This window comes from Haliea sp. E17 (genome assembly GCF_048323675.1).
In the GTDB taxonomy this organism is placed as follows: Bacteria; Pseudomonadota; Gammaproteobacteria; order Pseudomonadales; family Halieaceae; genus Mangrovimicrobium.
In genome coordinates, this window is the sequence record NZ_JBLWFK010000006.1 from 229,157 (window position 1) to 243,551 (window position 14,395).

Sequence of the window (14,395 nt, forward strand, 5' to 3'; positions counted from 1 at the left end):
GCCTAGTGCAAGGCCAGGTCCTGCCGGTGTTCGTGGAACACGAACTCGAACACCTCACGGAAATTGCGCGCGAAATGCACGTTGATGCCCTCGCGCAGGTAGTCCGGCAGGTCGTCGAAATCCCGCCGGTTGGCGTGCGGCAGGATGATTTCCATGATCTTCGAGCGGCGCGCGGCAATCACCTTTTCCCGGATGCCCCCCACCGGCAGCACCTGGCCGGTCAGGGTCAGCTCGCCGGTCATCGCCAGCGGCCGCCTGATCCGCTCCTTGCGCGCCAGCGAGACCAGCGCGGTGGCCATGGTGATGCCGGCGCTGGGGCCGTCCTTGGGCGTCGCCCCTTCCGGCACGTGCAGGTGCACCATGCTGGTGTCGAAGAAATCCAGGTCGCAGCCGTAATCCTTGAGGTGGGCGACCACGTAGCTGTAGGCGATTTCCGCCGATTCGCGCATGGTCTCCCCGAGCCGCCCGGTCAGCTTGAAGCCGCGATTGAGGGTGTGCACCTGGGAGGACTCTATGGCCAGCGTCGCCCCGCCCATCGCCGTCCAGGCGAGGCCAGTTGCCACACCGAGACCGCGCAGGGGCTTTTCCTGGGAGAACGGCGGCTTGCCGAGCAGGGTCTCGATATCCTTCTTGCCGATGCGCATGTTCCGCTCGTCGCTTTCCAGCATGTGGACGATGGACTTGCGCATGATCCGCGCGAGCTGTTTCTCCAGATTGCGCACCCCGGCCTCGCGGCAATAGGACTCGATCACGTACTTGAGCCCCGCATCGTTGATCTTCAGTTGGGCGCTGGTCAGGCCGTGGCGCTTCAGCAGCTTTGGCCACAGGTGGCGGCGGGCGATGGAAAGTTTTTCCTCCGCCACGTAGCCGGCCAGGCGAATCACCTCCATGCGGTCGAGCAGCGGCCCCGGAATGGTGTCCAGCTGGTTCGCGGTGCACACGAACAGCACCTTGGACAGGTCCACCCGCAGGTCGAGGTAGTGGTCGAGGAATTCCGCGTTCTGCTCGGGGTCCAGCACCTCCAGCAGGGCCGAGGCCGGATCGCCCTGGTAGGAGGCGCCGATCTTGTCGATCTCGTCGAGCATGATCACCGGGTTGGAGACTTCCACTTCCTTCAGGGCCTGCACGAACTTGCCCGGCAGGGCGCCGATATAGGTGCGCCGGTGCCCCTTGATCTCCGCCTCGTCGCGCATGCCGCCGAGGCTGAAGCGGTAGAACTTGCGATCCAGCGCGTGGGCCACGGAGCGGCCGACGCTGGTCTTGCCCACCCCCGGCGGGCCCACCAGCAGCAGGATGGAGCCCGAGATTTCGCCCTTGAAACTGCCCACCGCGAGGAACTCGAGGATGCGCTTCTTGACGTCCTCCAGGCCCTCGTGGTCCTCGTTGAGCACCGCGCGGGCGTGGGCCAGGTCCAGGTTGTCCTCGGAATAGACACCCCAGGGCACCGAGGTGGCCCAGTCCAGGTAATTGCGGGTGACACCGTACTCCGGGGAGCCGGTCTCCAGCACCGACAGCTTGTGCAGTTCGTCGCGAATCCGCTTCGCCACCGGGTCGGGCATGTTCAGGTTGGCGATGCGCGCCTCGAACATCTCCGCATCGGTGGTGCGGTCATCCTTGGAGATGCCCAGTTCCTTTTGAATCACCTTCATCTGCTCGCGCAGGAAGAACTCGCGCTGGTGCTCGCTGACCTTCTCGTTGACCTGGCTGGTGATCCGGCCCTGCAGCTCCGCCACCTCGCGCTCGCGGCGCAGCAGCGCCATCACCTTCTCCATCCGCGAGACCAGCGGCAGGGTCTCCAGCACCTCCTGCAGCTGCTCTCCGTTGGCGGTGGTCAGCGCCGCGGCGAAGTCCGCCAGCATGCTCGGCTGGCCCGGGTTGATACTGGACAGGTACTGTTTGAGTTCCTCGCTGTACAGCGGGTTCAGCGGCAGCAACTCCTTGATTTCCTTGATCAGTGCCATGGCATAGGCGCGCACCTCGTCGGATTCGCGGTCGCCCTGGCTGGACGGGTATTCCACCTGCACCAGGTAGGGCGGCTCCTCGCTAAGCCAGCGCACGATACGGAAGCGGCGGATACCCTGGGCGAGAAACTGCCCCTCGTGCTCCGCCGACACCTGCGGGCGGTACAGGCGCACCACCGTGCCCATGTCCGGGAAGCGGCGGCGGGTGATATCGCGGGAATCCCCCTGCGGCACGTAGCACAGGCCGAGCAGACCGTTGCCGGCCTCGGCCACCCGTTTCAGCGTCTGCGCCCAGACCCGCGGCTCCACCCCCAGCGGCTGCACCTGGCCGGGAAAAAACGGGCGGTTGGGTACCGGTAACAGGTACAGGGTATTGGGCAGTACATCCTCGGCCACCGCCGGGGTGCCGCTGTGCTCGCCGTGGGTGATGACCTCCGGCTCTAACGCGTCGTCCTGTTGGTCCATTGGCTACTCTTTACTGTGGCTGTTATCGCTATATGCGGCTGGGCACGGGCATTTCAAGCGCAATATTGCCACGCCTGCTGTCCACGCCGGCCGCGCGCTGTATACTGGCGCACCGCAAAACTACACCCAACTGTAGACCAACCGAGGACGAAAACGTGCACGTCGAACAGATGTCGGGCGAGCAACTCCAGGCCGAGTTGCAGGCCCTGGAAACCCGATACGCCGAACTGGCTGAACTCAATCTCAAGCTGGACCTGACCCGCGGCAAACCCGGCACCGAGCAGGTGAGCCTGTCCGATGCCCTCGACGGCATCCTCGGCGGCGACTACCGCGCCGCCGACGGCACCGACGCCCGCAACTACGGCGGCCTCGACGGCCTGCCCGAGGCCAAGCAGCTGTTCGCCGGCACCCTCGGCGTCCCCGCCGCGGAACTCCTGATCGGCGGCAACTCCAGCCTCACCCTGATGTACGCCGTGATCGACTTCGCCCTCGGCACCGGCCTGCGCGGCCCGGAATCCGCCTGGGGCAACGAAGACGAGGTCAAATTCCTCTGCCCGGTACCCGGCTACGACCGCCACTTCGCCATCTGCGAACACCTCGGCATCGAGATGATCCCCGTGCCCATGCTCTCCACCGGCCCGGACATGGACATCGTCGAGGAACTGGTCGCCGCCGACCCCGCCATCAAGGGCATCTGGTGCGTCCCCCGCTTCTCCAACCCCACCGGCTGTGTCTACAGCCGCGCCACAGTGGAACGCCTGGCCAGGCTCGGCAGCATCGCCGGGGACAACTTCATCGTGATGTACGACAACGCCTATGCCGTACACACCCTCGACGCGGACGCCGAGGCACTCGCCGACATCCGTGAATTCTGTATCCGCCACAACACCCAGGACTCGGTATTCCAGTTCGGCTCCACCTCCAAGATCACCTTCGCCGGCGCCGGCGTGGCCTACCTCGCCAGCAGCCCGGACAACCTGGCGGCCTTCAAGAAACACCTCGGCTTCCAGACTATCGGCCCGGACAAGGTCAACCAGTTGCGCCACGTGCGCTTCTTCAGGGACGCCGCCGGCATCGCCGCCCACATGGAAAAGCACGCCGCCCTGCTGCGCCCGCGCTTCCAGGCCGTGCTCGATACGCTGGAGAGCGAACTGGCTGGCACCGGCATGGGTGAATGGCTGTCCCCCCGCGGCGGCTACTTCATCTCCTTCAACTCGCGCCCCGGCCTGGCCAGGGAAATCATCCGCCTGGCGGCGGACATCGGCGTGGCCCTGACCCCGGCTGGCGCCACCTTCCCCTACGGCGACGACCCGGCGGACAGCAACATCCGCCTGGCGCCGAGCTACCCCTCGCTGGAGGATGTGCAGGCGACGGCGGAAGCATTCGTGGTGTGTGTGAAGCTGGCGAGCATCAGACAGAAACTCCAGTAACGCCGCTCCCCGGCGGCGTCATTCACAATGTACGCGGGGGTTTTCAGGCGAGGCCAAGCAGGTTAAACTGGAACCCCTATATTTCTCACCACATCACAGGTACGGCGGGTAATGTCTTTCTGGCAGCCCAAATCGGTCCTGCAGCTGGTCCTTTTAGGCTTTTTTGCTGCTGTCGCTCCGCTTTGTATTGCAATCTTTTTTACGGTGCACACGCTCGGCGAACTGGCGAACAATCACCGAGAGGTGACCCGTGTCACGGTTTCTGTTTCACGATTGGGTCAGGAAATTCAACGTGACGTGCTCGAACTTGAGCGTCGCGCCCGCCAGTACATGGCAATCGCGAATACCGAACTCGCAGACTTGTTCGAAAAAGAACGAGAATCATTATCAAGTGAGATCCTGGAATTACAGGCACTACAGGGAAAGCTGCCCTCGGTAAGCCCCGATCTCGAAGGGCTGGGCATACTTCTTGAACGGCTCAAATTTGACTCCGAAGCAGGCGTGAGTTCCGACCTGCTTTCGATAGAATCCGAGTCCTCCATGCAAAGAATTGACCAGACTTTTGTACTGATCAATGAGCGCAGTAACGCAATTCGTACCTGGCTACAGGCATCCGTTGACCGCTTGCTTGAGGCCAATGCCACTGCGTCCGAAGAACTTATCGAGTACCTGTTTCTGCAACTGTCAACATTGGCGGCTGCGACACTGGCGCTCTTGCTGTTTTTCTCCTACTGGATCAGCAGACCCATCAGAAGCTTGATTCAGGAAATACAGCAACTGGGAAGCGAGGGGTTGGGCCACTCGATCGAAATCACCGGGCCGGTGGAGTTGCGCGAACTGGGCAGCAAGCTGGAATGGCTGAGGCAGGAACTGCATGCCACCGAGCAGCAGAAACAAAAGTTCCTGCGCCATGTCTCACATGAGCTGAAAACCCCCCTGGCCAGCTTGCGGGAAGGAACCGATTTACTGTCCGAACAGGTAATTGGCCATCTTTCACAACGGCAGCGAGAAATTGTCGATATCGTGAAGGCCAATGGCAACGAATTGCAGCGACTCATTGAAAACCTGATTGATTTCAATCGGGTCCCCCTGCAACAACTGAGTCTGGAGGAAGTTCAGCTCGAAACCCTGATTGACGAAATTGTTCAGCAATACCGCTTGACTATCGATAACAAAGAGCTCCTACTGAATTCCACCGGATCGGCTTTCACCTGGGTGGCCGATCGCTATCGGCTGCGCACCGCCCTCGATAACCTGCTCTCCAATGCGGTGAATTACACTCCGGAAGGTGGAAGAATCGAGCTTGTGCGGGAAATCAGAAATGCTAATCTGGTTATTGAAGTAGCCAACTCAGGTGAACGTATTCCCACAGCAGACGTAGACAGAGTCTTTGAACCTTTCTTTCAAAGCGCCGCCAAGCGCACGGGCCCAATAAAAGGCTCCGGTATCGGTCTCAGTGTGGCCCGAGAGTGCATGGAAGCGTTGGGAGGCAGCCTCTCAGTGGTTTATCACAGACATTTGCCGGTGTGCTTCAGACTGATATGCCCCGCAATTTAATTGCTCATGCGATATTGCTGGCCTGCATAGCAGGATGTACAACTCCCCAAGTGGAAACCGGCCAGGAGGAAACCCCAAAGAAGGAAACCCGGGCCTGTCGCTGCAGTAAAGTAAGTAATTGGTTGCAGCAGCAACAAACAGTCTCCGCCATGTCTGTCGATGAGGCGGCTGCGGAACTTTCGCGTATCGATAAACCCGAAACCCCCTCGCAGATTTATTACTTCGGATTACTGAATCAGCAGCTCGGCACCTCCGCAGGTGCGATTCGGGCACGGTTCGCCTTTGTCTCCCTGGCGAAGCACGAGGACCTGGACCGACAACAGCGGCAACTCATTGCAATCCTCGAGCACCACAACGCCGAGCGCATTTCCTGGCTCGAATCGCAAACCGAGCTCGAGAGGCAGCGCGACACCGCAGCGGCCCAACTGGGCGAGGCGAACGAGCAAAAGGCCTTGTTGGAGCAAAAGATTGAAGCCCTGACTGAAGTCGAAACCTCGATCAGCACGCGCAAAGAGCTGGAGTGAGGGCGCAGGCATGCAGAGTCAAATTCTTCTGGTGGATGACGACCCCAATCTGCTGAAATTAATGACCATTCGCCTCGAGTCAGAGGGGTATATTGTGCACGGTGCGAGCTCCGCTGAAGAGGCACTGCAACTGCTTCGCAATGAAACCATGGACCTGATGGTCACCGACTTGAGAATGGAAGGTGTCGACGGAATGGAGCTGTTTGAACGGGCGCGCTATTTCTATCCTGGCCTGCCCGTCATCCTGATGTCTGCACATGGCACGATTCCGGAGGCAGTTACCGCGACTCAAAAAGGCGTCTTCGAATTCCTCACCAAACCGGTGGATAAACAAACTCTGCTGTCCACCATTCACGCCGCCCTGGAAAAATCCGGAATATCACAAGGCGATTTCTTTGAGTCCTGGCGGGATCATATTATTACCCGCAGCCCCCTGATAGAGCGCATCCTCAACCAGGTCAAAAAGGTTGCCGATTCCGACGTCAGCATCCTGATTACCGGCGAGAGCGGTACCGGTAAAGAATTGCTGGCAAGAGCCATTCACGACGCCGGCTCGAACCACGCCGGCCCAATGGTGGCGATCAATTGCGGCGCCTTGCCAGAACAACTGCTCGAATCAGAACTCTTCGGCCATGTGAAAGGTGCCTTTACCGGTGCGGTAAGCGAACACACCGGGCTTTTTCGTGCCGCCAACAACGGTACTCTGTTCCTGGATGAGATCGGCGATATGCCGGTAGCACTGCAGGTCAAACTCCTGCGCGCCCTCCAGGAGCGTCGAATTCGCCCGATTGGCAGCACCAGCTCAATACCCATTAACGTTCGGGTTATTTCTGCGACAAACCGCGACCTTGAGCAGGACATGCGCGAAGGGTTGTTCCGGGAAGACCTGTTTTACCGCCTGAATGTGGTAAATTTTCATTTACCTCCACTCGCCGAGCGCGTCGAGGATATCCCGCTACTGGCAAATTATTTCCTGCGCCAAACCAATGCATTTCACATGGGAAGCGTCACCAGCTTTGCCCCGTCGGCCATGGAAATCATGATTCACGCCCGCTGGCCCGGAAACGTGAGACAGCTACACAATGTAGTTCAGCGAACCGCGGCCCTTGCAACGACCCCCGTGATACCCGATAGCCTGGTCCGCGAAGCACTTACCGAAGAGGGCCATTTTCTCCCCTCCCTCAACCAGGCCAGGGAACAGTTTGAGCACGATTACCTGGTCAAGGTCTTGCGCCTCACCAAGGGTTCCGTCGCAGAAGCGGCCGAACTGTCTCGCCGCAACCGCACAGACTTCTACAAACTACTGAAAAGACACAACATCCACCCCAGCCGATTCAAGGAAGAGCATTAGATCAGGCGCAGCGCCAATTGCCAGGCTACCAACATCACGCATGGCGCTGGTATCGCTACTCGCCACTATCCGAGAACAAATCGTCGTAAGCACGCAACAATTTGGGTACCTCGAATTTCCATTCGAGCTCATTGAGGACTCGATTACGGCCGAATTCTCCCATTTGCTTGCACAATTCAGGGTTATCGAGAAGCTGGATTATCTTCTTCGCCAGATCGACTTCATCGTTCTTGGCCGCATATAGTGAGGCCTGCTGGGCCGAAAACCGTCCTTCTGTAAGGTCGAATTGTACAATAGGCTTCGCGAGTGCCATGTATTCCATGATTTTATTCATCGTGGACTTGTCGTTCATTTCATTGGCGACATCCGGATTAACACAGACATCTGCCGTATTCAGCATTTCCAGCAGCTCCTGGTCAGGTACACGCCCGGTAAACGTCACGTACTCAGCTATTCCAAGCTCGATCATGTAATAGCGAAGCTCATCCAGCTCTGTGCCGCTACCGACCAGGCCAAAATGGATGTCACGGCGCCCAAGGTCATGGATAATGTATCTCGCAGCGCGCAGCAGGTAATCGATCCCTTCCTGCTTGCCCATTACCCCCACATAGCCAACCAGGAAGCGTCTTCCCCTCTTCAGCTCCGGCACAGGATCGATGATACGCAAGCGCTGAATCTGCGGCCCGCTGCGCACTACATGCACGTGTTCCGGGTCCATACCACCTCGTTCAACGGCTATTTTTTTGTAGGACTCATTGGTCGCTATCGATACGCTGGCCAGTTTGAAGGTGAGCCGCTCACACCAGATCATCAGCTTCCAAAAGAAATCCCTTCGGCCGAACTTTGCCTCATAGAGCTCGGGATTGATGTCATGGTGGTCGAACAGGAAGCGTTTGCCAAACAGTCGGAAAAACCCACCGACAATAAAGATCAGATCAGGTGGATTACAGGCGTGAATGACGTCAAAGCCACGCGTAAACAGGACCTTGAACGACAGATAAAACTCCCAGAATAAAGCGGTACCGTATTCAAGCAAATAGCCTATTGCACCGTCGGCTTCAAACGGCAGCGAATGCCGAAAGATGTGGATGCCATCGATTACTTCGTGTTTTTTTTCGCAACCGGTGCCGGTTGGGCAAATAATGGAAACCTGGTAGCCATGCTGATGCAAGGTCGTGGCTTCCTGCCAGACTCGTCGGTCAAAGGGCGAAGGCAGGTTTTCGACGATGATCAGGACTTTCCTTTGCTTACCAGCAGATACCATCGTAACCGCTCACTTCAGGACAATTGTCGTTAATTCTCACCAGATCAATAACAACCTGATGTTCCCCTGTCATGTCCAGTACCTGCCTGAAAGCAGAGTCTCCATTCCCTACGACTATTGTCTCTCCGTGCTGCAAGGCCTCCTCCAGGCTATCTACCATGAGTTGTGAAATATGTGGAATTGCATTGAGGATGTAGTCCCGGTTTGCCCCTACCAACTTGGCCAGATTCACATTCCGATCATACAGGCGGAGGTCATAGCCTTTGCCTATCAACCGTTCAATGACTTCTACCAGTGGACTCTCGCGCAGATCATCGGTCCCCGCCTTGAAGCTGAAACCCAGTACCGAAACTTTTTTATTACCTTTCTCCATAATCATGTTCAGGCCGCGCTCGATCTGCTTCTGGTTGCTGGCGAGCACATGACCGATCAGCGGCAACTCGAGATCCAGCGAGCGTGCCTTGTGAACGATGGCACGAATATCCTTGGGAAGGCAGGACCCTCCGAACGCGAAGCCAGGCTTCAAGTAAGCTGAGGACAAATTGAGCTTGCTGTCCCGGGTGAAGATTCCCATTACAGCATGCCCGTCAATACCGGTCGACTTACAGAGGTTGCCAATCTCATTGGCGAAGCAAACCTTGACCGCATGCCAGATATTATCAGTGTATTTTACCATTTCGGCGGTCGCCAGATCGGTCCGGACCAAGGGGCCGTCTATATCCTTGTAGAGTTCGGCCAGTCGGTCACCGCTGGTGAAATCCAATTCACCAATCACCGTCTTGGGTGGATGCCGGTAATCCGCAATAGCAGTTCCTTCTCGCAGAAACTCGGGATTGATACAGACGCCGAAACCCTCACCTGCGATCATTCCGGAAGCTTCCTCGAGAAGTGGTATCACCACACCGCGCATGCTCCCCGGCAACATGGTGCTGCGTACAACGACAATATGGAAGCCCTGTTTTTCCCGAATAGCAGCGCCGATTTGCTCGCAAACGCGACGCACGTAGGTCAGGTCCAGACTCCCATTGGATTGACTGGGAGTGCCCACACAAATGAAGGAAAGATCGGACTCGCGCACTGCAGCCTCTGAATCGCTTGTAGCGGAAAGCCTTCCTGCCTGAACGCTGAGGTGCAACAAATCCGCGAGATCCTTCTCCACGATCGGAGCCTTGCCGGAATTTACCAACTCCACCTTGGACTGGTTTGGATCTACACCGATTACGACGTGCCCATCACTGCTCAGGCAGGCGGCGGACACTACCCCGACATATCCCATTCCAAAAATACTTATTTTCACGATAGTTACGCCCCCTTCCCCAGAATTCTGATGAACGTATCCAGATTCACGCTACCATTGATTTCCTGCTTCCAGCGTATCGTCGGTGCTGGTTTTTTCTCATCGAAAGCTCTTGATATCCACCCTAAAGGAGGGCTTTCGCTCCCGGTAATCAGCTCGGGAGCATCAGTAGCCGATGGCATTTCCATCACCACTGTCACTCCGGAAGGGGCCTCGATGCTGACCCGATTTACACCCGCGTCCGCATCCAGAGAAACCTTGCAGTGTTCACTACAATGCCAGTGCCACTCCAGTTTGTGGTGTCCGCGACACTCGAGAAAATCAACGACATGAATCATCCGTTCACGCTTGCGAAAACTTACTCGACGTCGATGCATCACCGGATCTGGCAACCGCAGGTAACCATCATGCTCTGCCTGCCAGACTTCTTCATTATCACCGAGATGGAATTCAAGGCATTTTGCATTCGCATGCTTCAGCCACATAAAGTTGCCAGCAGAAACGGACTGATCCACGCCGTCCACACGAACTGTATTGTGTGCCGAAGTACCCTTGAAGTAGTTCCTCCACTCTCGCTGCGTGTGGTAGGCGTATGTGCCAGGATCGACCAGAATCTCCTGCCCGGACACGGAAAGAGTGAATGCCAGAGCGTCAGCATGCCCATGTGCCGCGATTGATAAATACCCCAGGGGGCCTGCATCGGCAATCAACCTCACCTCGTCGGCAGTCTCGAACGCATCACCCAGTAGGTAGTACCCGCTCTGTGGAAACGCGCGTTGAACTGGAAGCCCTGCCGCGTCAGCTTGCAACGACCCAAATTCAGTGCTGGCGGCATCGCCCAGCAACCATCTGGTCTTGTCGTCGAAGCCACATCCTTTCGCCTTGAAGTCGCGACGACCGAAAACTACTGCGCCGGTAGCGAGCAGCGATCGGTAAACGTCCCGGGACAACGCAAAATCCACCATTACTGCATCATCCGAATCCCCGATCATGGGAATGGTGCCGGAAACACTCATCATCGAGGCTATGAATTGGAGCATGCTCTCCAATTGCTTCCAGTAGCGATCACTAAACAAAACGGAATTGGCCTTACCGACGACAGCACATAGCAGCAACATGTCTGTGACCTCATGATGGTACCAGATACCCTGCTCCCGATTTCCGCCGTCTTCCGCGTTTTGCAACACGGCTTCCGATTCAAGGCCATCTCTGGCTACCTCCCGCCAATAGGTACTTTCTCGCCAGAGAGGCCAGGTCAGCGCTCCTATGAACAAACCGGCATACTCCCCGAGCAGATGATTGTTCGCGGACGAATACCTGGAAAAGTGTCCCACTATAAAATGTTGATGCTGGTATATCGAGGCCAGCCAGCGGTCGCGAAGATTGGCATGGCTCGACAGCGAAAACATCGCAGATCGGTCACCACCGAGTAGATGCCATGCAAAAGCCCAATTCATCAAACGCAGTCCCAGTTCCAGTGAACTCGACCAATTCACTCCCTTCGGATACGGGTTTTGCGCAATCCAGGAATCGAGCAATGTTGCAGCCCCCTCCAGATACCGCTGCTCGCCAGACAAATGCCAAGCCTGCGCCAAAAAGACCAGCGCGTGATGGCGGTTCGGTTCCCAGAGGTACTTTATATCGCCAACGATCGCCTCATTGCGATAGTCCAGGGTCTTCCCGAACTCCAGCGGAGCACGGGTATCGGTTCTGGGGTCACGATGCCAATCCGGAGGAAAACCGAGAGGCGCCGATTCAAGCGCGAAAACCTTGAAGTAACCTTCCAGAACCCTGTCTGCCCGCGCCAGATACCCGGCCCTACTCTCGCCGAAATTGACCGGGAGTGGATCGACCCAGGGCAATCCGCTCGATCCGACAGGTTCAGCCGGTTCTCCACCTAACCCCAAGCCAATACGACCGAGCCAGCCTCCCGACATCTGTCGAACCCGATAAAGGATCTCGGCAGGATTCATCGCCCTCAGGCGGTTCCATTTCCACTGCAGTGAACTCAAGCTAGAGCACCCTGTAACCCGAAGTTGGAGGCATTACCCGGACAAGTTATACCAGCGGAGTGACAATTGTCATCAGCAAGGAGCGAAAAGGGGCATATACACACTGATTCATCTCGGCGCTATCGCAACGATGGCATGCGGACTGCACACCCCGGATCCACGGGGTTGACCTCACTCTGGATTCGAGAATTCACTTTCCAACGCATTTTCAGTGGAAAGTTTATGATTATTGGTTTAAAAGAAATGGTGTGCCTTTAAAAAATCGGTGCCAGAATTGCCTTCCGACAATACAGAAAACGTTCGCGAGAGATTCTCCCTTTCCGGCGAGGCCGAGATGTGGGACGGAATGTACCGGGAGGCATCCAATACATTTCAATACCATATGCTTCTACGGCGCAATAACGCGCTCAGCTACATTGCGGAACACCATCCGACGTCCGTCAGCTTGCTTGACCTGGGCTGTGGCGCAGGGGTTTTGACAGAAGAACTTCTTAAAAAGGGTTATCGGACACATGCCGTCGATATCTCGATGGACATGCTCCGTCTCGCCGAAATGCGCTGTAGCGCATTTCCCGAAGGTGAGTACCTGCTAGCGCAAGGAGAGTGCTTTCACCTTCCGTTCAGGGACGCTCAATTTGACCTCGTAGTGTGTCTCGGCATGTTCGGCTACTTCAAGGAATCAGATTTGGCATTGCAGGAAATCAATCGTGTTCTACGTCCGGGTGGAACGCTTATCCTCAGTGTAAGAAACAAATACCACGAGGTATTGACAGACCCCTTGCTCAGCGTCAAAAAAGTTATTGCAAAAATCTCGCAGGGTTTTTCCCGCGGCAAACCACGCGGCAAACCAGTAGCGGGAAGCCCCTCGCTGAAAGCTCCGGAAGACCGGCCCACCGGTGCGCACGCAAACGCGAGCGCAATATCTGGTAGCAATTTCATGATACGGATGTTTGAAAAGCCCGGGTATCTTATCGCTGGCGTCACCAGGAACGGTTATGACCTGACCCAGATGGATGGGATCGGTTATGGCTCTCTACGACTGTTTGGCAAGCCAGTGATTCCGGAAAAGGTATCGATATCGCTTAGCAGGTTTTTTGAGCGTATTTTCCGAAAAACCCGCCTTCACTACCTCACTCGCTGGATTGCGGATGTCACAACATATGTATTCATAAAGTCGTGAAACACCCATGAACTCGATTTTAGCTTTTGAATCAGAAACATGCCGACCCACTAGTACAATTTGGGGAAGGCGGAGCTGATACCGAGGGCAGTCCCATGGAATGCCCACACCAGAGGTTTTGAAATCGCTCGATGTCTGAATCGCTCTGCTCAAAATCCGACGTTGAAACCTCGGAGTTCAGGGTAGTCAACCTTTCAGAACTGACTGATCGCACCGCCCTACCAGAACAGTGGTCTGAGTTGCTCACCCGCGCGACTAACCGGAACTTCCTGCAAGATACTCCCTGGGCCGAGGCAGTCTCAAACATCCTGCTGCCCGGCAAACTGAACTATTACGCTGTTTATAATGACATGCGCATAGTGGCAATCGTGCCGCTGCAAAAGGTGAGTTCCGGGATCTGGCCATTCGAATTGCGGTATCTGCTGCTGCCAACGCATACGGACATTTACCTGAATGATATTGTCATTGACCAGGACTATATCGACAAACCGATTCTATGGGAGATCCTGAAACATATCAGGACCAACGAGGGTTTTCGTTGGGATTATTGCAGACTGCGTAAATTTTGCCGTTTTACCGCCCTGCATACCCAGTTAGCGCGTACTGGCGCAAAGCTTCGCCGGGTTGGGGATTATGCTTATGCCCCCTGTAACGACGCACAAGATTATGACTCGTATTCCACAAAAATGTTAAAAAACGTGCGTCGGCTGGCCAACAAGGCTGCCAGGGAAATTGGCCCGATCGAGGTTTCCTGTAGCGAAGATCCGGCATCACGCGAAGCCTTCTACCAGGACTTTCTGGATATCGAGTCGTCTGGCTGGAAGGGTCCCACGGGAAGTGATACCAGTGTCATGTCCTCCGCGGTGGCCTCGGCGTTTTTTCGATCACTTTACACCAGCGACCGTGCGTCGTGGCATGCCCGGGTTTTCCTGCTGAAGTTTGGTGACAAGAAGGCGGCGTCACTGTTGACGATTAAAACCGGGACAGTCTGGTTCGTCCTTAAGACCGGTTATGAAGAACAGTACCGGGATTACGGCCCGGGTAATATCCTGCTACACAAGTTCATCGCGGAAGCTGTGGATGAACCCGAAGTGGAAAAGATCAATCTGACAACCTCACCGCTATGGGCGGACAGGTGGCACTTTCAACGAGAACCGGTCTACGAGACGATCCTTTACAGCAAAAGCCTAGCCGCCTTGGTAAGCCGCATGTATTTCTCCACCAGGAATTTCGTTTCACCGGTGGTCCGTTACTGGCGCGCCCGCAACGGTGCACTGAGGCCCTGGATACAGGGGTAACGATACCCGGGTAATCCGGCGGCTGTACCGCCGAATTCAACCCGTGCGCAAAGCGA

10 protein-coding genes are annotated in these 14,395 nt (G+C 56.4%); 6 read left to right on the forward strand and 4 right to left on the reverse strand.

Annotated features, from left to right (window positions below; all coding sequences use genetic code 11):
* Nucleotides 1-2: 2 nt before the first annotated feature.
* Nucleotides 3-2,426 (reverse strand): endopeptidase La, encoded by a 2,424-nt coding sequence (gene lon / locus ACNKU3_RS17090; protein WP_418260763.1) that lies wholly within the window; start codon nucleotides 2,424-2,426, stop codon nucleotides 3-5.
* A 155-nt stretch (nucleotides 2,427-2,581) separates the two neighbouring features.
* Here lon and ACNKU3_RS17095 point away from each other — a divergent pair, with 155 nt between their 5' ends.
* The 4 genes from ACNKU3_RS17095 to ACNKU3_RS17110 all read left to right on the forward strand — a co-directional run bounded on the left by ACNKU3_RS17095 (nucleotide 2,582) and on the right by ACNKU3_RS17110 (nucleotide 7,288).
* The gene (locus ACNKU3_RS17095; protein WP_418260764.1) at nucleotides 2,582-3,856 is read left to right on the forward strand and encodes an aminotransferase class I/II-fold pyridoxal phosphate-dependent enzyme; all 1,275 of its coding nucleotides are present in this window, start codon (nucleotides 2,582-2,584) and stop codon (nucleotides 3,854-3,856) included.
* Nucleotides 3,857-3,967: 111 nt separating this feature from the next.
* On the forward strand, nucleotides 3,968-5,413 hold the full coding sequence (locus ACNKU3_RS17100) for a HAMP domain-containing sensor histidine kinase (protein WP_418260765.1): 1,446 nt from the start codon (nucleotides 3,968-3,970) through the stop codon (nucleotides 5,411-5,413).
* Nucleotides 5,414-5,463: 50 nt separating this feature from the next.
* The gene (locus ACNKU3_RS17105; RefSeq protein ID WP_418260766.1) at nucleotides 5,464-5,937 is read left to right on the forward strand and encodes a hypothetical protein; all 474 of its coding nucleotides are present in this window, start codon (nucleotides 5,464-5,466) and stop codon (nucleotides 5,935-5,937) included.
* Between the two features lie 10 nt (nucleotides 5,938-5,947).
* Nucleotides 5,948-7,288 carry a sigma 54-interacting transcriptional regulator gene (locus ACNKU3_RS17110; RefSeq protein WP_418260767.1) on the forward strand — a complete coding sequence of 447 codons (1,341 nt, stop codon included), beginning with the start codon at nucleotides 5,948-5,950 and terminating at the stop codon, nucleotides 7,286-7,288.
* A gap of 55 nt (nucleotides 7,289-7,343) precedes the next feature.
* Here the strand turns inward: ACNKU3_RS17110 and ACNKU3_RS17115 are convergent, their stop codons facing one another.
* From ACNKU3_RS17115 to ACNKU3_RS17125, 3 genes are read right to left on the reverse strand one after another with little or no spacing between them, the layout of a single operon-like run.
* Nucleotides 7,344-8,552 carry a glycosyltransferase family 4 protein gene (locus ACNKU3_RS17115; protein WP_418260768.1) on the reverse strand — a complete coding sequence of 403 codons (1,209 nt, stop codon included), beginning with the start codon at nucleotides 8,550-8,552 and terminating at the stop codon, nucleotides 7,344-7,346.
* Nucleotides 8,536-9,849: a nucleotide sugar dehydrogenase gene (locus tag ACNKU3_RS17120; protein WP_418260769.1), complete on the reverse strand. Its 1,314-nt coding sequence runs from the start codon at nucleotides 9,847-9,849 to the stop codon at nucleotides 8,536-8,538. Before ACNKU3_RS17120 ends, ACNKU3_RS17115 begins: the two co-directional genes overlap by 17 nt.
* Nucleotides 9,850-9,854: 5 nt before the next feature.
* Nucleotides 9,855-11,861, reverse strand: a complete 2,007-nt coding sequence (locus ACNKU3_RS17125) for an alginate lyase family protein (protein WP_418260770.1) — start codon at nucleotides 11,859-11,861, stop codon at nucleotides 9,855-9,857.
* A gap of 274 nt (nucleotides 11,862-12,135) precedes the next feature.
* Here ACNKU3_RS17125 and ACNKU3_RS17130 point away from each other — a divergent pair, with 274 nt between their 5' ends.
* Nucleotides 12,136-13,041 carry a class I SAM-dependent methyltransferase gene (locus ACNKU3_RS17130; protein WP_418260771.1) on the forward strand — a complete coding sequence of 302 codons (906 nt, stop codon included), beginning with the start codon at nucleotides 12,136-12,138 and terminating at the stop codon, nucleotides 13,039-13,041.
* A 131-nt stretch (nucleotides 13,042-13,172) separates the two neighbouring features.
* A complete protein-coding gene (locus ACNKU3_RS17135; protein WP_418260772.1) occupies nucleotides 13,173-14,339 on the forward strand; it encodes a GNAT family N-acetyltransferase in 1,167 nt (388 codons plus the stop codon).
* Nucleotides 14,340-14,395: the final 56 nt, after the last annotated feature.